Raw genomic sequence first — 25,346 nt, forward strand, 5'->3', positions numbered from 1 at the left:
ACTATTTCTGACAAATACTGACTGACATTACATTTATACGCTTATGAACCCGAATCAGGATTCTTTGCACACCTTGAACGAAATCCGCAACCTGATGGAGCGGTCGTCCAAGTTCTTATCTCTTAGCGGCTTGAGCGGAGTTTTTGCGGGTATTTTCGCGCTCATCGGAGCCGGTGTCGCATACATTCGCTTCAAAACGGACTGGCTGGCCGAGATCCTGATCCCGCTCGGAACTTATAAAGGGCATTCACGTGCCGATGTGATCGGGTTCCTGCTCGTCGACGGCGTTTGTGTGCTGGTGTTCTCGCTGGCGGTTTGCATTATCCTTACAGTCCGCAGAGGCCGGAAAAAAGGCCTGACTGTATGGAATGGCAGCTCGAAGCGCCTGCTGGTCGCGATGCTGATCCCCTTGATGACCGGCGGTATATTTTGTCTCGCGATGCTGCATTACGGCTTCGTTTGGCTGGTTTTTCCTGTGACGCTGCTGTTTTACGGCCTGGCGCTGGTGAATGCAAGCCGCTTTACCTACCCGGAAGTGTTTTATATGGGTATTTCTGAAATCGGTATCGGCTGCATTGCGCTGTTCCTGACGGGGTATTCGTTGATATTTTGGGGGATAGGCTTCGGTCTTTTGCATATCGTTTACGGCCTCACCATGTACAATCGCTACGAAAGAGAGAAGCTGCCAGGCGGCGAGCTGCCAGACGGTGAGGTTCCAGGCGACCATCGTACCGGCGACCGTCGCAGCGGCGACCGTCGCATCGGCGGAAAATCGGGCTTTGTAGTGGTACTGCTTTTGGTTGTCACGGGCTCGGTTTGTTCGGCGCAAGGGCAGGTGGCGTCGGACAGTACTGCCTCAAAAGCGAGAAAATGGTACGATAAGGAAACCATTTATTGGAGAAATGGGAATAGTTTTGTCAAAAATAATGTCGTTTATAGTGGGCAGAAGGCATTAAGGAACGAATTTATGGTTTCGCCGGAAGGCCTCGGCCTTTACCTGAAATCCAGAAGAACGCGCAGCATTGGCCTGGTCATATCGCTGGCTGGCTCCACGGGCTCGATCATCTCGTTGCTCACCGGCAATCGCGACAATCTGAAAACCTTTTTCTGGGTGTCGGTAGGAACAGGCCTTGTGGGCTCGGGATTTACGATGGCCGCCAATAATCAACGCGACCAGGCTGTGTGGCTCCGCAACCGCGATGCTATGCTGTTTCTGGAAGCCAATCAATAAAACTCGACGTCCGCGTCACAGGGAACCTGTAATGGAGTGGTTAGAAAAGTTTAATAAGGTATTCGAAAGCAAGATCAGGCTTGGACTTATGTCCGTGCTCGTGGTAAACGATTCTCTCAGTTTTAATGAACTGAAAGAGCTTTTACAGCTCACCGACGGCAACCTCGCCTCGCATTTGAAAGCTTTGGAAGAAATCAAATACATTGAATTTCAGAAGCAGTTCAACGGCCGAAAGCCGCTTACGACCTACAAGGCTACCGACGGCGGGCATAAGGCATTTGCGGAACATTTACAGGTGTTGGAGAATATGATCAGGCAGAATTTGTGATAGGGAGGAAAGGGAATAGGGAGGAAGGAAAAAGAAACAGGGTGCTACTTTTTGGAAGCACCCTGTTTCTTTTATCGTGGACTAACTTTTATTACTTCACAGGTACTGAGAATCCAACCTTATCCCATTGGAAATCCAAAGAATTATCCTTCACGATGAAGGTCAGTTTTTCCTGGGAAGCCGGGTAATTCTTGTTGGGAACAGTGATGTGCGCTACGTCTTTGCTTTTGTACTCGTCATATTTGTACGCACCCCATTGGCCAAGCTGACTGTTCAGGATAATAGTCCATTCTTTCTCGTTAGGAGTGGCGAAGAGGGTATAAGTGCCTGCTTTGATCGCCTTTCCGCCGAATGTAGCGTCTTTTTTGAAAGTAATCGTGGTAGCGCTGTCAGCACCGATACGCCATGGTTTGCCGTATGGTTCGAGACTGCCGCTTCCAGCTTTGCCAAACAATACACGGCCTTTTTTAGAAGGTTGGCCGTATCTGACGCTTAAATTCTTGCCGTCGGCGGTTACGTGCGGGCTTTGCGCGGATGCCCAGGTGAATGCGATCAGGGTCAGGAAAAGCGATAACAATGTGGTTTTCATAAGGCGTGTAGATTTTGTAATTGATTGGTGGTTTTTGAAATACAAGGCAGCAAGTAAAGCATTCGCAAGTTGCGAATCAAGCGGGTTGTAGCCAAATTTGGCGGATTAGCTACTCCGTTAACAGAGATTAACATTTGAGCCGTTAAAACCGTGTTTTCGGGTATTTCAGTTTATATTTGAATAATGACTTCTGAAACAAACCCATCCGTTAGAACCCGTTTTTTCGACACCAAGATCGAATTCCTGAAAGGCGTGGGGCCGCAAAAAGCCGCCTTGCTCAATCAGGAGCTAAATATTTTCACATTTGGCGATCTTATCCAGCATTATCCTTTCCGGCACGAGGACCGCAGTGTTTTCCACAAGCTAAGTGAGCTGAACGAACAGATGACCGCCGCGCAGGTAAAAGGACGTTTGCGCGATTTTGTGTTGATAGGAGAAGGTAATAAGAAAAGGCTCGTTGGCCAGTTTCAGGATGGAACGGGCTATTTGGAGCTTGTGTGGTTCCAGAGCATTTCCTGGTATGAGAAGTGGCTGAAACGCGGTGGGGAATATATCGTTTACGGAAACCCCGTGCTTTTCGGCGGAAAATGGAGCATTACCCACCCGGAAATAGAGGTGCTGACGCAGGAAAACGCGACGGCAGGCTATTGGCAGCCGATTTATCCGCTTACTGAAAAGCTGCGCAAGAAGTTTCTGGACAGCAAGGCGATCAGCAAGATGGTGCGGAGTCTGCTGGAAATCTCGCACACGCACATTCGCGAGACATTGCCCGAGCCGCTCACCCAAAAATATCGGCTGATTTCCAAGGCACAGGCGCTCTGGCATTTCCACTTGCCGCAGGATGCGAGGACATTGCACCAGGCTCAGCGACGCCTGAAATTCGAGGAGCTGTTCTACAACCAGTTCCGGCTGATCAAAAACAAGCTGCTGCATAAGACTGAATATCCGGGGCTGATATTTGATAAGACTTTGCTGGTAAAGGAGTTTTACGAGCAGCATTTGCCTTTCAAACTCACAGGCGCACAGATACGTGTGTTGCACGAGATCCACGAAGACCTGAAAACCGGAAAGCAAATGAACCGCCTCCTGCAAGGCGATGTAGGCTCAGGAAAGACGATCGTGGCATTCATTACGATGCTTTTTGCATTGGATAACGACGCCCAGGCCTGTCTGATGGCGCCGACAGAAATCCTGACCGACCAGCATTACCAGGGCCTCAAAAAGTTTGCGGACCTGCTCGGGATTACTATTGCGAAGCTCACAGGTTCTACCAAAAAGAAGGAGCGGGACGTTATTCACCGTGAGCTGCTGAATGGCACATTGCATATCATTGTCGGTACCCATGCGCTGATCGAGGATGCGGTGCAGTTCAAAAACCTCGGCCTTTGCATTATCGATGAGCAGCATCGGTTCGGCGTAGCGCAACGTGCCAAGCTTTGGGCTAAAAACAAGCACATTAACCCGCATATGCTCGTGATGACGGCCACACCCATCCCGCGCACGCTCGCGATGACGCTGTACGGCGATCTCGATATTTCGGCTATTAATGAGCTGCCCGCCGGCCGCAAGCCTATTAAAACAGTGCACCGTTTCGATAAGCACAGGCTTTCGGTTTTCGGTTTTTTGAAAGAAGAAATTGCGAAGGGACGGCAGGTTTATATGGTGTATCCGCTGATCGAAGAGTCCGAAAAAATGGATTTGAAGGATTTAATGGACGGTTATGAAAGCGTCGCAAGGGCATTCCCCGGCGTGCCGCTGAGTATTGTGCACGGTAAAATGCGTTCGCAGGACAAGGATTTCGAAATGGGCCGTTTCGTGCGCGGCGAAACGAAAATCATGGTGGCGACGACGGTGATCGAGGTAGGTGTGAATGTCCCGAATGCATCGGTGATGGTGGTCGAGAATGCGGAGCGCTTCGGGCTGTCGCAATTGCACCAGCTGCGCGGAAGGGTAGGCCGAGGTGCCGAGCAGTCGTATTGTATTCTAATGACCGATTACAAGCTCAGCAAGGATACCAAGCTGCGTATCGACACCATGTGCCGCACTAACGACGGTTTCGAAATAGCGGAAGTGGATTTGCAACTGCGCGGCCCGGGCGACATTTCAGGAACGCAGCAAAGCGGATTGGTGGATTTATTGATAGCCAACCTGGCCCAGGACGGGGAGATATTGAAGGCTGCGCGTGCCTCCGCGGAGGAGATCCTGACAGCCGACCCCGACCTACTCCAGCCGGTTTACCAACCTATCCGCAGCCATCTTGAAAACCTGCGCAAGGAAGAAACCAACTGGAGTCGGATCAGTTAATCAAGGTTTTATTTCACGGATCTCATTGGCGAACTCATAAGTCTGCGGGCGCGTCACGTGCAATGCTGCACCGAGCGAGGTTGCATACGGCAGATCGGACACGTAAACTTTGTGGTTTGGATAATTCCGGGCCAGGAGCTTAGTGAATATTTCGTTCCGGGCAAATCCGCCGTCTACATAAATAGCATGCACATCGTTGACATTCACCAGATTCAGTGAAACGAATAGCAACTCGGCCAGTCCTTTTATTAAATGATGGTATGCGGCTTCTGCCGAACCAAAAGCGCTGATCTGCCATTCCTGCGTATTTGGCTCAGGGAAAGGGCCATTGCCGGTCATACAGGCAGTATAAAATTTAGGTGTATCCTGTTTGAGAATCTCGTCGTCAAGCGCTACTTTTTTGTAAAAATCGGGTGCTACCTGGAAGTATTCAGCAATGCGTGCCACCTGGTAATCGTGTTCGCGACCCATGAACAGGCGTGACGCGGTAACGCCGCTGCCCTCGGGGGTCAGGTAATTCATACAGTCGCGTTCGAGCTGGTAGGAAGTCAGCGGTTTCGATGCGAATGAGTTGAAGTTGATGCACCAGGTGCCGGTCGAAAGCAGTACGAACGGCTTTTTAACGGCCATGCGGTAAGGTATCAATGCAGAAGAACTATCGTGCAAGCCGAAGCCCGATTGAATACCCTTGTCGCCATGGCGGTAAATGAACGACGACGACGCCAGTACCGGCGCCAATTTCTTATGAATGGCTTCCTGCTTCACCCATTCGTGGTAATCCCACATTTCGAAGCTCCACAATGCGGTATGGCAGCCCAGCGACGTATAATCGCTCACTTTGCGGCCGGTAAGCAGGTACAAGATGTATTGCGGTAAATGTAAAGTCGTGGCGATCTGGCTGTAAATCTCCGGTTTGGTATGTTTGAGCCAGTACAGCTGCATACCCGAGTTGAGCATGCCCATTGCCGGTGAGCCGGTTTGCAGCGAAATGCGCGTGGGGTCGCCGTAGGTGCTGTAAAATTCCTTTAAAAGATCTTCCGGGAACGGTTTGAGGTACGAATACAGCGGGGTAAGCGGCCGGTTTGCGGCATCCAGGTGTACCAGGCTTGCACCGTAGCCAGCTACATTCACTGCCTTAATGTCGAATTCCGGATTGGCCAGAAGTTCCGCCCAGCGGTCCTGAACCCATTTGGTCAACAATTCACAATCTTCGGTAGGGAAGCCGTCTTCGTCAACTGTTTCTGGGAGGGATTCTGAAAACTCATGAACGATATCATACTTTTCGTTGAAAAGTACATACTTCTTATTGGTCCTGCCAATATCAAAAACGGCTGTTACTTTCATTACTGGAATATCACTTTTTTACCCGGAAATGTATTTTTTCGGTCAATATAGTGACTTTACGTTAAAACCAATACCCTTATCTATTCTTTTAAAATCTTTGTAAAAAACCGCAAAGTGCAGGATACTTTCAGACTGATTTTTCCAGTATCGGGCGGAACACTTTTGTCCATCTTTTGTAACCTTCCTCATTCATATGCAGGCTGTCGCTCACGAAGATAGTGCCGTCGGGCCGGCCGTTTTTGAGCATCACGGGCCACACGTCGATGTAGTGGTGGTTCTTGTCCTTCCTAATGAAATCCTGAATGAGTTTGTTAGCCTTGATCACATCCTCGCGCTTTGCCCAGCGCGACGGCGAGGGTTTTAGCGACACACCGTAAATACGGACTTCGGGTTGCTTGTCGCGGAGCTTTTTCACGAGCGTCACGTACGCGTCGCGCACCTGCTCGGGCGACTTCGGTTTTTTGCCGAACATGTCGTTCTCGCAATAGATCACGATTGTCTTTGGCTTGTATTTGGAAATCGCACGATCGGAATAATAGATCACTTCGGGCAATGTAGAACCTCCGAAACCGCGGTTAATAATGGGAAGTGGCGCGAGGTCGTTCACTGCATTCGGCCATTTGGTAAATGAAGAGCTGCCTGTGAAAACTATCCCACCGGGCGCCGGCATATGTTCCGCGTCTTTTTTCTCGAATTCCTTAATGGCATTTTCCGAACGGGTAACGTCGTAATCGGGCTCCCACGGTCCGGCGAGGTTGGTTGTTTGTGGTTTATGGCAAGCGCTGAGTGCAGCAAAAAGGACAATCAGAAAGTGTTTTTTCATTATAAATAGAAAGTGGATATGGCCTTAAAAGCCATATCCACGGGGGTTTTAATGTGTTTGGATTTAACTATTTCAAAGCGGCGCTAGTCTTTCAAAAAATAGCGCAAGCCAAGCCCTACACTGGGAAGCGTGATAGACGGGCTGAAACCGTAATTCAATTGGTTGCTGTGGGAACGGGCGCCTGTGGCGCGTTCCTGCGTATTTCGCCGGGTAAATTGCACTGCTACCGGCTGTGCAAATCCGATGGAAGCCGTGAGCCACCAACGCTCGTCCAGGCGGTAATAAGCGCCGGCCGACACGCCTAGCGACAGCGAAAAAGCATGGCTTTTGACGTCCCAGCTATAATTTTCATTATTTTCTCGTTGCTTCCCATATAGATAGGATAGGTCGGGTCCAAGACTTGCGAATACGCCGACCTTATCATTAAAGTGTTTGTAAAACTGCCAGGCATGTCCCACTCCGAATCCCACGCTGCTTATTCCGCTAATGGTGGTCGTTTCGCCGCTATTGTCGGTTAGATAGCCCTTTCCGGCGCGAAGCGATGTGCTCAGGTTCCATACATTAGCGCGTGTGTTGGATTTGAACCGGCCAATGCCGGTGGAAACATTGTAACCATAACTATGTGTAGCTTTCGAGATATCCGGATTGGTATTGTTAAAATCGAGCGAAAGGCTACCGGTAAGAAACCGTTTGCCCTCATATTGAGCGAATGCCCCGCCGGATACGCAGGTCAGCACAGCCAGAACCAAAAATGTAATGTTTTTCATAGCGGTGAGCTTATTTGGGTTGTAAATACCAGGCTGCCCTGATTCCGAAGTATTGTGAGATTGACGACGTCACGCCTGCATTCAAATTGAACTGATTCTGGTCCCGAAAGCTTACGTAGTTTGCTGAAAGCGAAAGCACGTTGAAATCCGATTCGAGAGCAAAACGCGGGGTAACCCAGAACACCACTCCGGGATTGATATACACGCCTCCCGAATAGCCATTATCGTACTTAGTTCCGCCTTCCATCGGCATTTTGGAACGCAGGTAGGCAAGGTTGACACCTGAATGCAGATACAGTGCCCATTTAGGGCTGATAGGCTTATATTTCCGTATAAAAGGAGTCAGGTTCACAGCAAGTGAGTTACCACTGTTCCGCCCATTCGAGCCGGGATAATCGTAGGAAGTCTTGAAAAAGGCATGTGAAGTCGAAAGCCGCAAACCGAACATGAAATTGTCCCGCGTAAACCAGCCGGTTTGCAGCGATGGATAAATATTGGTCACACTGCTTTTGGATTCCGATTCATTCGGTGCCTCATTTTTCATGTTGTTCCCATTGGCGGTTATTGTCGTACCCCAATGGACAGTCCCTTTCTGCAACTGCGCTCGCGCGCTTCCTGCCAGCAACAACATCCCCGGCAGTAACAATAGAAAAAGTTTTTTCATGGTCGGTAAAATTAGTTTGGAGACCTAATTTACACACCATAATGTAACCACCTAATTATTTAGGTTTATTTAACAAAAAGAGGCAGCCAATGCGCTGGCTGCCTCTAAAAATTACCGATACCAAATTTAACCTAACAGTCTTTAATGTTTTATATGCCGCCTAGAATACCCCTTGCCAATGGCCCTGGCGATAGTATTGTAATAATCTCTGTTGCATCAGGTAATCATATTTTGCCTGAATAGCGATGCCTTGTGCCTGTGCGAGTTTGGCTTTGGAAAGGGTGTATTCAAAGATGCTTGATACCCCCGCATTGAACTTGCTTTCGACCACCGCGAATGCCGCTCCCAGCGATTCGACCTGTCCTTCGGCCGCCGTATGTTTATCGGCCATGGCATTCAGGTTCAATACGGCTGTCTCGATGGCCTGGCGGAGTTGCTGGTTGGTAATGTCCAGCGTGTTTTGCGCCTGGCGCTCCTGTACTTTGGCTAGCTCGATGCGTGGCCGGGTTACCCAGCGGCCCATGATCGGGATATTCAGGCCAAGGTTCACGTATCCGTTACGCGTCGCATTCAACTGTTTGAAATAGTCGAGGTTGTCGTTGGTCGAAGCATAGAACGCCCGCACATTGGTGCTGAGGTTCAGCGACGGGATATTCAGTGCTTTGATCGACTTGACCAGGTACTTGTAACTTTGCCGGTTGAGCTCCGCGCTGCGGATTTCCGGGAACGATTTGGATGCATTTTCATAGAGTTCCGATGCATTGGCGGCGCCGGGTGCTATGCTTTCCTTAGGTAGTAAAGGTTCAAATTCTACATTGTCGTCGGGTGTGATATTCATCCGCTGAAACAATGCAAGCCTCGCTGTACGATAATTGCTGAGTGCCGTTACCTGTAAGAATTTGTCGTTTGCAAATTGGGCCTTAATCTCAGCCAGCAAGTTGTTCCCGGCAGTTCCGGCGTCGACCTGCTTTTGTACCTTATCAACCTGCTGCTGCGACGATGCGACCTGCTGGTCGGCCGCTTCGAGCAATGCCTTGGTAGCGAGCACATTCACATAGCCCTGCATGAGAAGAATGGTTTGTGCATTCAATACGGCGGTGCGGTTCTCCATCGCGGATTCTTTGAGCAATGTGCCCTGGCGCGTTTGGTTTGCAAGCTTGCCACCCTGGAAAACCGGCATTTGAAAACCGGTGCTGATCGAATTGTAGCTGTAAAGCTGATCTATATACGCATTGGTGTATTGGTCGATACTCCGGCCGAGGTTAAGGCTTTGATCTGCGGTGATGTAGATCTGCGGGAAAATTTGTGACTTTGTCTGCCGCAGCTGGGCTTGTGCTGCTTCTGCCTGTAATGTTCCCTGCTGGTAAATAAGGTTGTTTTTTGCCAGCAGGTCGACGCAGTCGGCCAGGCCCAGTTTGGTTTGCGCCTGCCCGAGCAAAGGCAGGAGGCAGAAAAGTAAAATAAAACGTTTCATGGCTAATAGATTGAGTTAGGTTATGCCAACCAGCCGTCCTTCAACCGTACGATGCGGTTGCCGTAACTGGCATTCGTCTCCGAGTGGGTTACCTGAACGATGGTGACTTTGTCTTCCTGGTTAAGTTTTTGAAATAATTCCATGATCTCGATCGCCTGCTCCGAATGCAGGTTACCGGTCGGTTCGTCGGCGAAAATCACTTTCGGGTTATGCACGATCGCCCGGGCAACGCCTACAAGCTGCTGCTGGCCGCCCGAAAGCTGGTGTGGGAACAGATCCTTTTTCGCTACCATATTGAAGCGGTCGAGCAGTTCCGCAACGCGGCTTTTACGCTCTGACGACGACGTGCCTTTGTACAAAAGCGGTGTTTCGATGTTTTCATAGACCGTCAGTTCGTCGATCAGGTGATAGGCCTGGAACACAAAACCGATGTGGTGACGGTGCAATTCAGTGCGTTTCTTTTCGGTCAATTTCTGAACCGGTTCGTCGAGAAAAAGGTACTCGCCTTCGGAGGGTTCTTCGAGCAAGCCAAGTATATGTAACAGGGTGGATTTACCCGAGCCCGAGGGACCCATGATCGAAATAAACTCCCCTTCTTTAATGTTCAAATCAATGTGGCGCAACACGTATGTTTTGCCAAAACCTGCCGGGTAATATTTGGATATCTTTTCTAACTGGATCATAAAAAATTGGGAGTTTGAGATTTGGTATGTAATTACGGACAACCTGTTTTAAAAACAAATGCTTACATCCGCATCTCTTATGCCAGTCCTATTTTAAAAAGCCTTGCCAGAAGAGTAATTGGTTGATTTTCATATGGTTTTGAATTGATGCGAATATGGGCGCGTCCGATACCGTACAAAATGTGTACGCAATCGGACGCGGTTGCGAAAACTTTGCAATGCTGTAAAAAGGCGCTCATTCGGACCGTAAAACCTTCACAGGGTCGGCCGCCGCTGCCCGCAACGCCTGGGCGAATACTGTGAATAGCGCGAGCAACAGCGCCACAGCTCCCGAGCACACAAACACCCACCAGGGCAAGCCTGCATGGTAAGCAAAATGGTCGAGCCAGGAATGCATCAGATAATATCCGGCAGCGGATGCGATGAGGATGGCTGTGAAGATGATCCGGACGAAGTTTTTGGAAAAGCCAAGCGCAATGTCGTAACCGGTAGCACCGAGCACGACCCTGATGCCCGTCTCGCGTCTGCGTTGCGAGATGGCGAGGTGTGCGAGGCCGAATAGGCCTAGGCCGCAAATAATGGCTGCCACGATGGTTGCGATGGTGATAATCTGTTGCCAGCGCAGCTCTGACATATAGGCGCGGGCGTTGGCGTCGTGCAAGAAGGCATAGTCGAAAACGGCATCGGGCAGCACCTTTTTGAACGTTTTTTGAAGCTTTTCAATCGCATAATGCTCGCTGTTTTGGACGATTTTAATCCAAAGCTCGCCGGCTCCGTAATGCGTGCTCATCGGCATGATCATCGGCCCGATGCGTTCTTTGAGGGAATTGAAATGGAAATCACCGACTACGCCGAGGATGCTTAGACCTTGCTTGCCGAAATAGTCGTCGGGCATCAATCTTTGGCCGATCGGGTCGGTAATGTCTGCTTTTTTGACAAAGGCTTCATTTACTAACACACCGAACGTTTCGTCCGAAGCGAAGGCAGGAGAGAAGTTACGGCCTTGCAGCAGTTTCATTTCCAACATCGGCAGATAGTCTACATCAACCGTACGCACGTTAGCAAGCATTTTTTGGCCGTTGACTACCACATCACGGTTCCCAAATTCACCTGCAAGAGAAATAGCCCCGAACGCAGGGTCACCTGCCAGCTCGTTTTGAAAGCGCTTGTGAACCTGATGCACATCCCTCACACCCTGGATAGCTATTTTGACCACCTGATCGGGATTGTAACCAAGGTTTTTGGACCTGATGAAATGCATTTGCCTGTAAAATACCACACTCGCAATGCCCAGTAGAATGGCCATCGCAAACTGGAAGACCATCAACATATTCCCCATGCGGCTTCTGCCTGCCAGCCTGATTTTTGAATAAAGTGTTTCAACCGGGCTCAACCTGGAAACCAGCCAGGCCGGATATAGCGCCGCACACACGATATTCATCAGGAATATCCCAATTATGGAACCAAGCAAGCCGACATTCAAGAGCGCACTAAACTGGATTGTTTTTTGCGACAAATGGTTGAACGCGGGCATGAGCAGAAACACGAGTAACAGGGAGATGATCATGGCCACGGCGATCAGCAGGGCAGATTCTCCGAGGAACTGTACGATAATGGCCGCCCTGCCGCTGCCGGTAGCCTTTCGGATACCTACTTCCTTCGCTCGCCTCAACGACGAAGCAATATGGATGTTGATAAAATTAATGCTGGCCATCAGCAATATGAACCCAGCCATACCGGCGAAAATGAAGGAATAAAGCGGCCTGCTGCTATTGACAATGCCCGACTCGCCGTTCTGATTTGGTATTTCCTGTCCGTTCAGGTGAATATCGGTCATTTTTTGCAGGCCATAAGTAATCGCGGAAGCTTCGGGATGGTCTTTGCGCTGGGTTTGGGATAATGCGCCTGCAATGCGGTTGAACTTGCCGATTACCTGGCCGGGCTGGGCATTGGGACGCAGCACGACGAATGTGCCCAGGTAAGCATTCAGCCAGCTGGTATCGTCGAACGACACCTTCATGAACTCGAATGGAAAGAGGATGTCGAACTGAACAGAGGAGTTCGCCGGCGGGTCTTCTGCGACGCCTGTAACGACCAGCGGCTTCCCGATCCGTATCGCAGACGGATCGGCATCCATTTGCAGCAGCTCGCCCACCACATCGGTGCGGTTGAAGAATTTGAGGGCTGTTCGTCGGGTAATGACTACCGAATTGACGTTCTGCAACGCGGTACGGCCATCGCCATGCAGCAATGGGAAAGTAAAGACTTCAAAAAAGGAAGCATCCACGAAGAGCAATTGTAACTTGAATGCATTGTGTCCATAACGTACATCGCCGTAAATATCCCCGCCCATGACGCGCGCATAATGCGTGATCTCGGGCATGCGCGCCTGAAAAGCAGGACCCTGTACCTGCCCGGTACCGCCGGTCCTGATAATTTCGCCCCGCTCGCGGTAGGTGCTGGTGATGCGGTAAAGGTTAGGACTATTCCGGTGAAAGCGATCGAAACTGCTTTCGTCGCTGATATAGAGCACCGCGAACAGCATCCCAGCGCTACCAACCGCCAGTCCGGCGACATTGATCATCGCATACAGCCGCCCCTGCCAGAGCTGACGCGCTGCGATTTTAAAAAAGGTTTTGAACATGGATTTTGTTAGGAATAGACTTCCATTTTGTATCCTACGCCGTGTATGGCGGAGATTTTGACTTGCGGATCGGCAGACAGCATTTTGCGCAGACGCGAAACGAATACATCGACACTCCGGCCGACCGTGACGCCCTCATCCTCCCAAACCGATTTCAGAATGGCGTCCCTTTCCAGCACCTGGTTGATGTTTCTGGCGAATACGGCCAGCAATTTGGCCTCTCTGAATGTCAGCGTTTGAATGGATTCACCGTTATAGAGCGTCTGGTTGGCGGTATCGAGCCACGAATTGCCGAACGTAAGCCGGGAATGCGGAGCGGGCGCATCTTGAGGCTTGGTTTCGGGCACTTTTTTATGCCGTGCCCGGTTCCAGGCGATAAAACCGAGCCCGGCCAGTGTACCGCCAAATGAAACCAGGAGCCAGGTATTGCCGGCAGATTTGGGTTTCGGAGCTTCGGGTGTGAAGCGGATTTGCACTGTGTAGCACCCCTCATCGCGCGAACGGCCCTTGCACGGGATGCCGTCGGGCTGATTCAGGTCGAAGAACTGATAGCCAAGTTTTACTTCGCCGGTTTCGCAGTCCAGCACGGCCACGCTGTACGGGCGATCAATATGGTAGGAGGTGAGTGACCTTTGTAACGTTTCAGGGAGTTTGTCATAATCGAACATCCGGTCCATTTGAACCGAAAAGGTGTTCGCATCCGATTGCTTTACCGGCGGGATCACCGACAGGGAATCGCCATTGGCCCGAAGCAGCACATCAGCGGTTCGTCTGAGCGCCAGGTTGACATTTTCAGAAAAACGCACCGCATCACTATTGGCCATGGCAATAACGGAAAGCCCGGTACAAAAGCCAGCCAGCAACACAAATCTTCTAAAAATGACATTCATATACGCCATCATACAGCCAGTGACCAATAATCAAATTTAACGAAATTCAGCAATTGTCCTTTTTCTTGTTCAAACCATAAAACCAATTGAATTGAGGAACAATTTGCGTGCTTTTGATCGTAATCACTTTTTGAGCTGCCTTATTGCCGGGCTCCACGGGGTCGATCACCAGTTGATCGCCGGCTTGGGCGGATTTCAGTATTTCGGCGATTTCATAATACATTACCGCGTGGTTGTGCGCATCTGCCTGCGCATCCACGATCTTACCGCCGCGTCTCAGGTATATCAGGAACGGGATATTTGTTTTCCGTTCCGAAGCCGGGTCGCCCTTCATGAGCGTCAATACACCACGGGTGACGTAAGTCAGCTGTTCGATGGTGACTACTTTTCCATTTAACAGCACTGGATTGCTATGAGCCGGGCCTGCCGATTTCGGTAGTGCAACCGAAGTTTGTAAGGAACAAAACAGCACCATAGCAGGTATGATTTTAATGGCTTTGAAATGCATATACGCTTTGTTTTGGGTGAATACAATGAACTCGGTCAAAAATACCGACATGGCCCAGCTCTACGAACTAATGCCTGTAAAACATTGTAAACAAAATGTAAAACATGTATCATTAAAACGCTCACTTGAAAGCAGTAGCATCCAACGACCCGTACGCAGCGCTCCGCTATTCTGATTTCCGGTTCTTTGTATCCAATTCTTTTCTTTTTTCTGCCACGATCCGCATTCAGGAAGTGATTGTGGGCTATGAACTGTACAAAACCACGCACGACCCGCTCGCATTGGGGCTCATCGGCTTGGCGGAGGCTATCCCGTTCATTATTACGTCGCTGTTTGGAGGGTATGTGGCCGATCAGAAGAACAAGATCACGATCATGCACGTTAGTCTGGTGGTGATCTTGCTGGGTTCGGGGATATTATATACGGCTTTCCAGCCAGGAGTTTACAACAGGTTGGCGGAATGGCAGCACCTGGCGGTCATTTATGCTGTTTTTGGGTTAATAGGTTTTGCAAAAGGCTTCTACTCGCCTGCGGCAAGCTCGCTGAAACCTTTCCTTGTACCGCGAACGATCTACCATAATTCATCGACCTGGAGCAGTTCCTTTTCGCAGGCAGGGGCCATTATCGGTCCGGCTGCTGCGGGTTTTCTATATGCCTACCTGGGCCTCACCAACACATTGCTGATCGTTATAGTCATCTTCCTGATCTGCTGGGTTTTGCTGGGTATGATTAAAACCCGCCCCGAATTTCCAAAGATCGTGACGCCGATCATGGAAAGCCTGAAAGAGGGCTTTAAATTCGTTTTCAAAACACGCATTGTGCTGTATGCCATGACATTAGATTTGTTCTCGGTGCTTTTCGGAGGCGTCATCGCTTTGTTACCCATTTTTGCGGAAGACATTCTAAAAGTAGGCCCGGAAGGGCTCGGCCTGCTGCGCGCGGCGCCCTCCATAGGCTCCATGCTGACGATGTTTGCCATGGCCTATTTCCCGCCCACACATAATGCATGGCGCAATATGTTGGTCGCAGTGGCCGGTTTCGGGGTATTTACACTCGTTTTTGCCGCTTCCACCAGTTTCATGCTTTCCTGTGCAGCCCTCTTTGTGACCGGCGTGTTCGATAGTGTAAGCGTTATCATACGCCAAACGATCCTTCAAATTTATCCGCCGGACGAAATGCGAGGCCGGGTGGCAGCAGTCAATGGTATATTCGTAAGCTCCTCCAATGAACTCGGCGCCTTCGAATCCGGCGTAATGGCGAAGGCATTCGGGACGGTACCATCGGTCATGATGGGAGGCGTCCTCACGCTCGTCGTGGTGACCTGGGTATACTTGCGCTCGAAGGATTTGTTTTCGGTGAAGTTGAGTTAGCACATGCTCTGGAGAATCCGCGACAAATGGTTATTTTTGTCTATCAACGCATTAGTTTATGTATATATACAAAAATATTATCACACTGGAACCCGGTAAAAGAGGTGGTAAGCCTTGTATCAGGGGTATGCGTATTACGGTGGAAGATATCCTGCGTTGGCTGGCATCGGGGATGTCGTTCGAAGATATTTTGCTTGATTTTCCGGAGTTAACCCGGAAGGATATTTCAGTAGCACTGGAATTTTCAGCAGATCAGCAAAAACGGACATTTTTTGATGTGGCTGCATGAAAGTTCTGATTGATCAGAATATTTCACAACGAATTTTGCCCTTGATGGCATCTCAATTCGACGTTTTAGATCATGTAAGGCAGATCGGGCTCACGGATGCTAATGATTATGACATATTCATGTTCGCTCGCGCCAATGGTTATCAGGCCATCATCACATTAGACGAAGACTTTGTCACGCTGATCAATCAGTTTTCTAAACCTCCCAAAATTATCCGTATCAGAACCGGAAATTGTTCAACAAATGTGCTTTCAGATTTACTTTCAGACAAAATAGACATAATCAGGGAATTCATTCAAAGCGCTCACTTCGATATTTACGAAGTATTTAAATCCTGATTAGTCACTTTTCAAACTCTTCACCGGGTCGGTTATCGCGGCCTTATACGTCTGTACGCAAACCAGCCCAGTGATCATCATTCCGAATAGCATCGCAATTCCCGCAAACACTTCCCAGCCAATTTCCGCACGGTAAGCATAGGTTTTCAACCATCGATTTCCCAGCAGGATAGCTAATGGAAATGCAATCAGGATGGCCGCGGCGAGGATTGCCAGGAACTCTTTCAGGAAAAGCATTACTACGTGCAGGCTGGTTGCGCCCAGTACCTTGCGGATGCCCACTTCCCGAGTCCGGCGGGTTACATTGAGCGAAACCATTCCCAGGATACCCAGGAACACTATGATCACGGAAAGAAACGTTGCGACGCGAGAGGCCTTTTTTAGCTGGATTTCAGACTGATATAGTTTTTGCAGGGTTTCGTCCATGAATACATATTCAAATGGGGCATCGGGCATGAGTTCGTGCCATTTCTGTTGGATGGCTGCGATGGAACTACCCATGTTGCCCGGATTCAGGCGGATGCTCAGGTAACGGTAAAAGTTGGTGCCGCGGACATCGGCAAATACAAGTGGCTTGATCGCCTGGTGCATGGACCCGAAATGGAAATCCTGCGCTACACCTACGATGGTTAACGGTTTCGGATAACCCTGTACCCGTACCTGTTGCCCAAGCGCCTCGCGCGCACCTGCGTACCCGAGGGATTTGACGGCCGTTTCGTTCATGACGATGCGGTCGGGCTGGTAGGCGGTGTTCGGCGGTTGAAGGAACTCGCCTGCGAGCAATTTTACATCGTATGTTTTTGCATAGGCAACATCCGTCCGCAGCAATATAGCCTGAACAGCCTCTGTGGAATCCTGGCCGGGTTTGTAGAAGCTGCTGCCACCCCCATTTCCATTCGGGATCTCATAGGAAAGACTGATGTCCTTAATCTCTTTGAGCCCGGCTAGCCCGTCGCGTACCTGTTCCATTTTGGCCTCCCCGGCGGGCGTCCAGTCACGGGGGACGCCGAGGGTAACGAGCGATTCTTTGTTATACCCAAGGTTTTTATTGAAAAAATAGTCGACCTGCCGCGCCACAATGCCCGCCCCGGCAAACACAAACAATGCGATCACAAACTGCACTGCAATGAGCGAGCGCCGGAACAGGATATTATCCCTGACCGATTTCAGTTTTCCCTTCATAGACTCTACGGACGGAATCCGCGAAAGTACCAGGGCCGGATACAAACCCGCGACCATACCTACGAGCAGGGCAATCAATATCGGAACGACCAGCGCATAAGGTATTAGCGACCAGAGCGACGCCACTTCTTTGCCTAAAATATCACTGAAAAACGGTCGTAACAATTCATACATTCCCAGCGAAAGTACCATCGCCAACAGCGACAGCAGGATGGATTCAGCCAAAAATTGCCCGATGAGCTGCCGTTTCAGGCTGCCCAATACTTTTCGTACACCTATTTCTTTCAGGCGCGACGAGGAACTACCAATAGAGATGTTGACAAAATTGACGATCGCCATTAATAAAATAAACACGGTAATGCCCGAAAGTGTCAGCATCATTTTATTGACGACACCATTGTTCGCCTCGCGGTAATACTCGCCGAGCGGGGTCAGGTACACTTTGAGATTAGCTTTGATGGCCTCCGGTGCATGTGTGGCGAGCTCCCGCGCAATCGGCTTGGCAAGATCGGCAGGGGTAACGCCGTCTTTCAGTTCAATATAGGTAACCATGATGGCAAAATTCCAGTTGTCCTCCGAGCCTTTGCGGCCTTCCAGGCTGCTAAACGGAAAGAAGATCTCCGTCTCGGTGGTAAGCAAATGGGTGACCGAATTGAAAGGAAGGTTTTTCATCACGGCGGTAATCTGGTATTCCTGTTTGCCGCCCATGAAATTGTGAAGCGTAAGCGACTCGCCCACGACGTCCGTCCGGCCAAAATATTTCATGGCCTTTTTTTGGGTAATAACAACTGAATTAGGGGTATTCAATGCCGTTTGCGCATTTCCGTGCAGGAGCGGGAAGCCGTACATGGCCAGCAGCGTAGAGTCGCCGGTCTGCACATCCTCTCTGAAATGCTTGTCTCCGTGCGATACGGCCACGGTTATGGCGTCGTAGCGATAGTAATTGGCAACCAGGTTGGGGTAATCTGTCTTCAATGCTTTCCCAAGCGGCCCGAGGGTCGTCAGGTCCAGACCCATATTCGGGTCGGTCCACTTGCTGCGGATGATGTACTGGTTCTTCGCATTCCGGAGATCGGCATTCACGCCAAGTTCGCCCCGGATATAGCTCATCATCAGGAACGTGAACGTCATCCCGACGGCAAGGCCAACGATCGTCACCAGTGCATAAAAGCGGCGTTTCAGCAAGTTCCGCCAGGCGATTTTGAAGTAGTTTTTTAACATACTTCAAAGCTAGGCGTTTTTTAAATGGCTGATTTTGAGGGGCGGGGTGTTTAACTATTTTTAACAGCGAATAAGGAGGAAGGGGAGGATAGCAAACTCCCTTTTCAATCATTCCGTAGAGTCTCGGCCGGGTTGGTAACGGCCGCTTTGTAGGTCTGGATGCCAATGGTGAGCAGGCCTATCAGTCCGAGGCTTCCGATGCAGGTTAGGAACACGCCCGGACCGAGGTGGGGATGGTACGTGAAAATGTTGAGAAACAGCGATCCAAGTCCGTAGCCGATCGGCATTGCGATGATCGCAGCGATCAGCATCAGTTTTACGAACGAGCCCGACAGCAGCCGCATGATCTGCGCGGTGCTGGCACCCATTACTTTGCGCACGCCCACTTCTTTCACGCGTTTGGCGGTGGAGTAGGTGACCATTCCCAGCAAACCCATCGCCGCGATCGTGAACACGACCAACACCAACAAATCCATGATCTTTTGATCTTCATTTTCCAGATAGTCCTCATAGAGTTGGTCTTCATACCATGAATACACAAACGATTCGCGCGGGTGATACCGTTTCCAGGTTTTTTCCAATACGGAAGCGAGGTGTTCACGGTCGGTTCCGTCCATAACTTCCAGCGAAAGGACCTTTATTTCCCGCGGATCGAATGCCAGTATCAGTGGTACCACCGGCAATTCGTAGCGCATGAAGCAGAAGTTTTTCACAATCCCCGATACGATCACCTGAGTTTCATTCAGGAGGATAGTTTGTCCCACTGCCTCCTTTGGGTTTTTCCAGCCAAGCGACTGCGCCGCTTTCTGGTTCAACACGACAAAATGGACGGTTGTATCGGCGGATGCAGGGACGTTTTCGCCGGCTATGAATTGCAGCCGCATATTGTCGATAAAATTCCGGTCGGAGGCGTAAATGTACGTTTCTACTGAATTGGTGGGTTTTTGTTGTGATAGCGGCGCGAGTTTAGCCTTTCCTGCGCCTTCATTCAACGTGGCGGAGGTGAGTCCTACACGTTTCACGCCCGCTTCCCGGCTCATTTCATTGGCCAGAAGTTTGAAATCGCTGTCGGGCACCAGTGGAATATTCAGGATATTCTTCCGGTTGAAATTCTGGTTGTCGGTCGCCATATACTCAAACTGGCTGTTCATAATGCCGGTACCGGTCATGAAAACCAATGCGACCACGAACTGGATAATGGTGAGCGTTTTCCGGAAACCAAATTTACCGACACCCGTGGGTGCCAATTCGCCTTTCAGGATTTGAACAGGCTGATAGGACGACAGTATCCGTGCCGGCAAAATGCCCGCCAGAAAGCCGGTAAACAATGTAAAACCGATAAAAATCGCCCAAAGCATGCGTGTATCACTCACCTCCCATGTCAGCCAGCCCACGTGAATATATTCTTTCAGCAGCAACAGCCCCAGGTACCCGAGCCCGAAAGCGAGCAATGCTATCACAACCGTTTCGACCAAGAATTGACTGATCAACTGAAACTTTTTCGCGCCCGCGACCTTGCGCACGCCCACCTCACGCGCGCGGCTGAGCGACCGTGTAAGTGTGAGGTTGATGTAGTTGAAACCCGCCAGGACGATAATTACAAGCGGAATTAGCAAGCTAACGCCCATTTTCCAGATCGGCTCAACATCGGGATTGTCCAGCAACCCTTCCCAGTCCGGAGAAATCTCAGACAACGCCTGGCTGCGGAATGAATGCGATTTGATGTCCTTGAAACGGACGGCCTTTTGATTCTCGGCGGAAACACGAGCCAGCGCCTGGTCGAGGTCGGCGCGGGTGGAGCCTTTGGTAAGGAATACAAATGTGTAGGTATTGTAACTGAGCCAGTCGTCGGCTTTGAGATCCTTGCGTACGAGCGGCAGGGTAGCCATCGATATCGCCATATCAGCATCCAAATGCGTCCGGAATTTTTTGAGCGGCTTGAAAACACCGGTAATGGTGAATGTGCCTACCTCACTGTTTGTGAGTGTTTTGCCTATCGGGTTGGCGTCGCCGAAAAAACGTTCCGCCATCTCGTGTGTAAGCACGGCCGTCCAGGGTTCCGTGGCTGGTTTCCCTTTTTCCAGCGGAAACCCGAAGATTTCAAAGTATCCCGGCTCTACATAAAGCCCATAAGTGCGGAGCGTTTTGATGCCATTGCTCAGATTTGTACCGAATGACCGATTAATGCGCACCGTCTTTTCGATCACACTTTGCCCATCGCCCAGCTTCTGACCCAGCGGAAACGGAGTAGAAGCGAGCGAGTGCTTTTCGCCGACATTATCCGTAGCATCGGTGAGAATGCGGAAGGTGCGGTCGGGATAGGGATGGAAGGAGTCCTTTTCAAAACTGCTCTGCACCTGGATCAGCTGCATAAAGCAGAACGCCATCGCCAGACCCAGGCCGGTAATGTTGATGAAAGAAAACAGCTTGTGCTTCCAGAGGTTGCGGATAGCGATTTTCAGGTAGTTTTTTAGCATAATGTTTTTGTTTTAGGGAGGAAGGAAAAGAAAACCATCCTCCCTTTAATTCCGCTTATTCCGCTCTTAAAGCCTTCACAGGGTTAGTCAATGCCGATTTCAGCGCCTGCGAACTTACCGTTACCAGCGCGATGACGATTGCGACGACGCCTGCCAGTGCGAAGACCCACCACGATAATGTTTCGCGGTATTCGAAGTTTTGCAGCCATTGGGTCATGGCGTAGAAGGCTATGGGCGTGCCGATCACAATCGCGATGAGCACTAATTTTACAAAGTCGCGTGAAAGCATGAGTACCACGTCCTGTACGCTCGCACCGAGCACTTTCCGGACACCGATTTCCTTGGTTCGTGCCTCGGCAGCGAATGCCGCCAGGCCAAACAGGCCGAGGCAAGCGATCACGACGGCCAGTATGGCAAATGCCAGCAATACGTTGCCCTGGCGCTGTTCTGCCTGGTATTGTTTGGCAAAATTCTCATCTAGAAACTGAAACTCGGGGCGGGCATCGGCATCGAAGGTCTTGTAAACCTGGCTGATATATGCCAATGCTTCGGACGTTTTGGTGGCATTGATGCGCACATACATATTATCTTGTTCCATCGGAGGAGCGAGCTGGATCACCAGCGGCTCGATTTTGTGTTGCAGGGAATAGATGTGGAAGTCTTTGGTTACACCCACAATGGTCAGCTCTCGTACATTGCCATCCTTATCCGCAGGGTAGCGCATTTTTTTTCCGATAGGGTTTGTCCAGCCCTGTTTCTTGACTAATGCTTGATTCACAAGAACTGAACCGGCCAGGTCGGCGGGCGAGCTTTTAATGAAATCGCGGCCTTGCAAAAGCTTGATTTCCATAGTGCGCAGATAATCGGCGTCGGCCATGAAGCGCTGCGTCATTTGAGTGGTGGAAGGAATATCGCCATTATTGGTTTCTACGAATAATGCAGTCGAGCCGATGGCATTGTTGCCGATGGGATTACTAGCGGATGCGGCGCTCTCGATGACCGGGTTTTGTTCCAGTTTTTCTTTCAGTGCGCTTACCTGCGTGCGAACCTCGTTTTTATCGATATGGAAAGTGAGAACCTGGTCTTTATTAAAGCCCAGATCCTTGTGATTGACATACTGGATCTGCCGGTAGACAATGCCCGAGCAGGCGATCATCACGACGGTGGCCGCAAATTGGAATACCACCAGCGATTGCCGGAATCCCGCGCCGCCCGACTGGCTGCCCAACTGCCCTTTCAATGCGATAACCGGGCGGTAACCCGAGAGCATTAATGCAGGGTACAACCCGCTGAGCAGCCCGATCAGCAGCAGAAACGCGGCACCGATAACGACTGTGGTCATGCTGTTGTCATGAAAATCCAGGTTCAGCGATTTTTCGGCAAGCTGGTTGAAGAACGGTAATGCCGCTTTTGCCAGAATAAAACCTACAAACCCGGCTAGTACCGTCATCATGAACGACTCCGTTAGAAATTGCCCGATGAGCTGGAAACGCTGCGATCCGATGGCCTTGCGCACGCCTACCTCACGTACGCGTTTGAGCGAGCGGGCTGTGTAAAGGTTCATATAGTTAATGCAGGCGATGACCAGGATCAGCAATGCAATGGCGGAGAAAATGTAAACCGTTTTGATACTTCCTTTGGTACCGATCTCGTAATCCAGGTTCGAATGCAAGTGAATGGACGTGAGCGGTTGCAGATTCAGGTGGTAATCCGCATCACCCATTTGTTTCTGCAGGTATTTAGTATAGAAAGCGGGAAATTTGGCTTCGAGCTTCTTTGCGTCCGCACCTTCTTTTAATAACAAATAAGTGTAAATGTCCCCGTCCTGCCAGCCGCCGGTAAAATCCGGAGGCAGCGACCTCAACGCGCTGAAATTCATGTGAGCGTTGCCCGGTACGTCGTCGATTACACCTGTAACTACGTTGGGGAAATTATTGGAGAAAAACACGGTTTGCCCCATTGCTTTTGAAGCATCACCGAATATGCGGGTTGCGAGGGTTTTGGTCAGAACGATTTTCTGAGGCTCGCGCAATGCTGTTGCCGGGTTTCCGTAGAGAAATGGGTAGGAAAATATGTCAAAAACAGAACCGTCGGTGAAAAAAATATCGTACGCATCAACCTGCTTTTCACCGAAGCGGATCTTGCCGCCGCCCTCCGCACTAATTCGGACCGTCTTTTCGATTTCAGGATATTCGTTTTGCAATGCCGGCGCAAATGGCGCCGAGGTAGGCGCGAGTTTGAAACTCCCGGTAGCCCATTCGGCTTCCTGCGTCACGCGGTAAATGCGGTCGGCTTTGGCGTGGAAACGGTCGTAACTCAGTTCGTCGGCCACATACAGCACCATGAGCCAAACGGCGGCGATGCCGATCCCGAGTCCCAGGATATTCAGCCCGCTGAACAGCCGCTGCTTGCGGAAGTTCCTGATCGATATTTTGAGGTAGTTGAAGAGCATGGGGAAGCAGGTTTGTTAGTCAGTACTACTAAACAAATAAATTATATGCCAATGGTGTTTGTGCTTGATTATTAGTGATTTATATTGAAAAATACGCGTATTGATGTTCGCTAACGGACATTCCTGTTCAACGGCGCACGCACGGCAGGGGAAAATTAACACCGGAATTCCGTCCCGGGATGAATGCGCAATGCCGTCAAAATCCCTAATTTTGCCAAATTCATGATTTTGATGGATTTAATAGTCTTTTTTCTTATTGATTTTAAACAAATAGAATGAGCCAGGCACCTGCTACCTCTTTGCAAGACATTGTTGGGCATGCGAAGGAATACGGTTTTGTATTCCCTTCTTCCGAAATATATGATGGATTACAAGCCGTTTACGATTATGGTCAGAACGGCGTCGAGTTGAAAAATAACCTGAAAGCCGCCTGGTGGAAGGCTATGACGCAGTTGAACGACAATATCGTCGGTATCGACGCTGCGATTTTTATGCACCCGCTTACCTGGAAAGCATCGGGCCATGTCGACGGTTTTAACGATCCGATGATCGATAACAAGGATTCCAAAAAACGCTACCGCGCCGATCAACTCCTGGAAGGCAAGGCAGAACAATATGAAAAAGACGGCCAACCCGAAAAAGCAAAAGCATTGCTGGCCGAAATGGGCCGTTTGCTCAGCGCCGAAGACCTGAATGGTGTTCGCGAGCTGATCATTGCGGAAGACATTAAATGCCAGGTATCAGGTACAACCAACTGGACGGAAGTTCGCCAGTTCAACCTGATGTTCAGCACGCAGGTAGGATCGGTAGCCGAAGAGTCCAGTATGATTTATCTTCGCCCCGAAACCGCGCAGGGAATTTTCGTGAACTTCCTCAATGTGCAGAAAAGCGGCCGTATGAAGGTGCCTTTTGGTATCGCACAAATCGGAAAAGCGTTCCGTAATGAGATCGTGGCGCGGCAGTTCATCTTCCGTATGCGTGAGTTCGAACAAATGGAAATGCAATTCTTCGTGCGGCCCGGTACTGAGGAAGAATGGTACGACAAATGGAAAGAAGGGCGGATGAAATTCCACCAGGCGATAGGTCTGCCCGCTGAAAAACTGAAATACCACGACCACGACAAGCTTGCACATTATGCGAAAGCAGCCGTGGACATCGAGTTCGAATTTCCGTTCGGTTTCCGCGAAATCGAGGGTATCCACTCCCGTTCCGACTTCGACTTGCGCAACCATCAGGAGCTTTCTAAGAAGAAACAACAGTATTTCGACGCCGATCTCGATGAGAATGGCAAGCCGTACGGTAACTACATTCCTTACGTAGTGGAAACATCCGTTGGTGCCGACCGTCTGTTCCTCGCCACATTCTGCAATGCTTACACGGTGGAATCGGTAGGCGAAGGTGACAGCGCGAAAGAACGTACTTTCCTGAAACTGCACCCCGCATTGGCGCCATTCAAGGCGGCTGTGCTCCCATTGGTTAAAAAGGACGGACTTGCCGAAAAAGCGCAGACGCTCGCTAACTCGTTGAAATCGTCGTTCCGCACGGTCTACGACGACAATGCAGCGATCGGTAAGCGCTACACCCGTCAGGACCTTATCGGAACGCCGTTCTGCATCGTCGTGGATTACCAGACAATGGAAGATGATACCGTTACCATCCGCCACCGCGATTCGATGGAGCAGGAGCGCGTCCACATCAGTGAATTGAAAGAGAAGATCGGTTATCAGGTAGCAATCGAGCGCATTCTCGAAGCGATCTGATTCATTTA

Annotated in this window: 20 protein-coding genes; 7 read left to right on the forward strand and 13 right to left on the reverse strand. The window is 50.2% G+C overall.

Annotation, left to right across the window (positions count from 1 at the left end):
* Nucleotides 1-43 precede the first annotated feature (43 nt).
* Both ACTJJJ_RS14670 and ACTJJJ_RS14675 read left to right on the forward strand, forming a co-directional pair.
* A complete protein-coding gene (locus ACTJJJ_RS14670; protein WP_440702180.1) occupies nt 44-1,231 on the forward strand; it encodes a hypothetical protein in 1,188 nt (395 codons plus the stop codon).
* A 31-nt stretch (nt 1,232-1,262) separates the two neighbouring features.
* Entirely contained in the window at nt 1,263-1,559 is a 297-nt protein-coding gene (locus ACTJJJ_RS14675) for a winged helix-turn-helix domain-containing protein (RefSeq protein WP_188933919.1), read from the forward strand.
* 91 nt (nt 1,560-1,650) lie between these two features.
* Here the strand turns inward: ACTJJJ_RS14675 and ACTJJJ_RS14680 are convergent, their stop codons facing one another.
* Nucleotides 1,651-2,148 (reverse strand): DUF2911 domain-containing protein, encoded by a 498-nt coding sequence (locus ACTJJJ_RS14680; RefSeq protein ID WP_440702181.1) that lies wholly within the window; start codon nt 2,146-2,148, stop codon nt 1,651-1,653.
* 183 nt (nt 2,149-2,331) lie between these two features.
* On the opposite strand from ACTJJJ_RS14680, the gene recG reads away from it, so the two are divergent.
* Nucleotides 2,332-4,452, forward strand: a complete 2,121-nt coding sequence (gene recG / locus ACTJJJ_RS14685; RefSeq protein ID WP_440702182.1) for an ATP-dependent DNA helicase RecG — start codon at nt 2,332-2,334, stop codon at nt 4,450-4,452.
* Here the strand turns inward: recG and ACTJJJ_RS14690 are convergent, their stop codons facing one another.
* The 9 genes from ACTJJJ_RS14690 to ACTJJJ_RS14730 form a co-directional block, all read right to left on the reverse strand.
* Complete coding sequence (locus ACTJJJ_RS14690; protein ID WP_188933913.1) at nt 4,453-5,796, reverse strand: FGGY-family carbohydrate kinase; 1,344 nt, start codon at nt 5,794-5,796, stop codon at nt 4,453-4,455.
* 127 nt (nt 5,797-5,923) lie between these two features.
* A complete protein-coding gene (locus ACTJJJ_RS14695; RefSeq protein WP_440702183.1) occupies nt 5,924-6,619 on the reverse strand; it encodes a GDSL-type esterase/lipase family protein in 696 nt (231 codons plus the stop codon).
* A gap of 83 nt (nt 6,620-6,702) precedes the next feature.
* Nucleotides 6,703-7,386 carry an outer membrane beta-barrel protein gene (locus tag ACTJJJ_RS14700; protein ID WP_188933911.1) on the reverse strand — a complete coding sequence of 228 codons (684 nt, stop codon included), beginning with the start codon at nt 7,384-7,386 and terminating at the stop codon, nt 6,703-6,705.
* Between the two features lie 10 nt (nt 7,387-7,396).
* On the reverse strand, nt 7,397-8,050 hold the full coding sequence (locus tag ACTJJJ_RS14705; protein WP_440702184.1) for a hypothetical protein: 654 nt from the start codon (nt 8,048-8,050) through the stop codon (nt 7,397-7,399).
* Nucleotides 8,051-8,210: 160 nt separating this feature from the next.
* Nucleotides 8,211-9,524 carry a TolC family protein gene (locus tag ACTJJJ_RS14710; protein WP_426293120.1) on the reverse strand — a complete coding sequence of 438 codons (1,314 nt, stop codon included), beginning with the start codon at nt 9,522-9,524 and terminating at the stop codon, nt 8,211-8,213.
* 20 nt (nt 9,525-9,544) lie between these two features.
* A complete protein-coding gene (locus ACTJJJ_RS14715) occupies nt 9,545-10,207 on the reverse strand; it encodes an ABC transporter ATP-binding protein (RefSeq protein WP_188933906.1) in 663 nt (220 codons plus the stop codon).
* A gap of 235 nt (nt 10,208-10,442) precedes the next feature.
* A complete protein-coding gene (locus tag ACTJJJ_RS14720) occupies nt 10,443-12,851 on the reverse strand; it encodes an ABC transporter permease (protein WP_440702185.1) in 2,409 nt (802 codons plus the stop codon).
* Nucleotides 12,852-12,859: 8 nt separating this feature from the next.
* A complete protein-coding gene (locus tag ACTJJJ_RS14725; RefSeq protein ID WP_440702186.1) occupies nt 12,860-13,741 on the reverse strand; it encodes a winged helix-turn-helix domain-containing protein in 882 nt (293 codons plus the stop codon).
* Between the two features lie 46 nt (nt 13,742-13,787).
* Entirely contained in the window at nt 13,788-14,249 is a 462-nt protein-coding gene (locus ACTJJJ_RS14730) for a hypothetical protein (protein WP_440702187.1), read from the reverse strand.
* A 125-nt stretch (nt 14,250-14,374) separates the two neighbouring features.
* Here ACTJJJ_RS14730 and ACTJJJ_RS14735 point away from each other — a divergent pair, with 125 nt between their 5' ends.
* The 3 genes from ACTJJJ_RS14735 to ACTJJJ_RS14745 are packed head-to-tail and all read left to right on the forward strand — an operon-like array spanning nt 14,375 to nt 16,246.
* Nucleotides 14,375-15,619, forward strand: a complete 1,245-nt coding sequence (locus ACTJJJ_RS14735; RefSeq protein ID WP_440702188.1) for an MFS transporter — start codon at nt 14,375-14,377, stop codon at nt 15,617-15,619.
* A 58-nt stretch (nt 15,620-15,677) separates the two neighbouring features.
* Entirely contained in the window at nt 15,678-15,908 is a 231-nt protein-coding gene (locus ACTJJJ_RS14740) for a DUF433 domain-containing protein (protein WP_440702189.1), read from the forward strand.
* The gene (locus ACTJJJ_RS14745; RefSeq protein WP_440702190.1) at nt 15,905-16,246 is read left to right on the forward strand and encodes a DUF5615 family PIN-like protein; all 342 of its coding nucleotides are present in this window, start codon (nt 15,905-15,907) and stop codon (nt 16,244-16,246) included. The genes ACTJJJ_RS14740 and ACTJJJ_RS14745 overlap by 4 nt, the downstream gene beginning before the upstream one ends.
* Here ACTJJJ_RS14745 and ACTJJJ_RS14750 read toward each other — a convergent pair whose 3' ends face one another.
* The 3 genes from ACTJJJ_RS14750 to ACTJJJ_RS14760 form a co-directional block, all read right to left on the reverse strand.
* Nucleotides 16,247-18,649 carry an ABC transporter permease gene (locus ACTJJJ_RS14750; RefSeq protein ID WP_440702191.1) on the reverse strand — a complete coding sequence of 801 codons (2,403 nt, stop codon included), beginning with the start codon at nt 18,647-18,649 and terminating at the stop codon, nt 16,247-16,249. It abuts the gene before it with no gap.
* A gap of 104 nt (nt 18,650-18,753) precedes the next feature.
* Entirely contained in the window at nt 18,754-21,126 is a 2,373-nt protein-coding gene (locus ACTJJJ_RS14755) for an ABC transporter permease (protein ID WP_440702192.1), read from the reverse strand.
* Nucleotides 21,127-21,181: 55 nt separating this feature from the next.
* On the reverse strand, nt 21,182-23,578 hold the full coding sequence (locus ACTJJJ_RS14760; protein WP_440702193.1) for an ABC transporter permease: 2,397 nt from the start codon (nt 23,576-23,578) through the stop codon (nt 21,182-21,184).
* A 275-nt stretch (nt 23,579-23,853) separates the two neighbouring features.
* On the opposite strand from ACTJJJ_RS14760, the gene ACTJJJ_RS14765 reads away from it, so the two are divergent.
* The gene (locus ACTJJJ_RS14765; RefSeq protein WP_426293127.1) at nt 23,854-25,338 is read left to right on the forward strand and encodes a glycine--tRNA ligase; all 1,485 of its coding nucleotides are present in this window, start codon (nt 23,854-23,856) and stop codon (nt 25,336-25,338) included.
* Nucleotides 25,339-25,346 lie beyond the last annotated feature (8 nt).

Origin of the sequence: Dyadobacter sp. 22481 (assembly GCF_052044875.1) — a bacterium.
GTDB classification, from domain to species: Bacteria; Bacteroidota; Bacteroidia; order Cytophagales; family Spirosomataceae; genus Dyadobacter; species Dyadobacter endophyticus.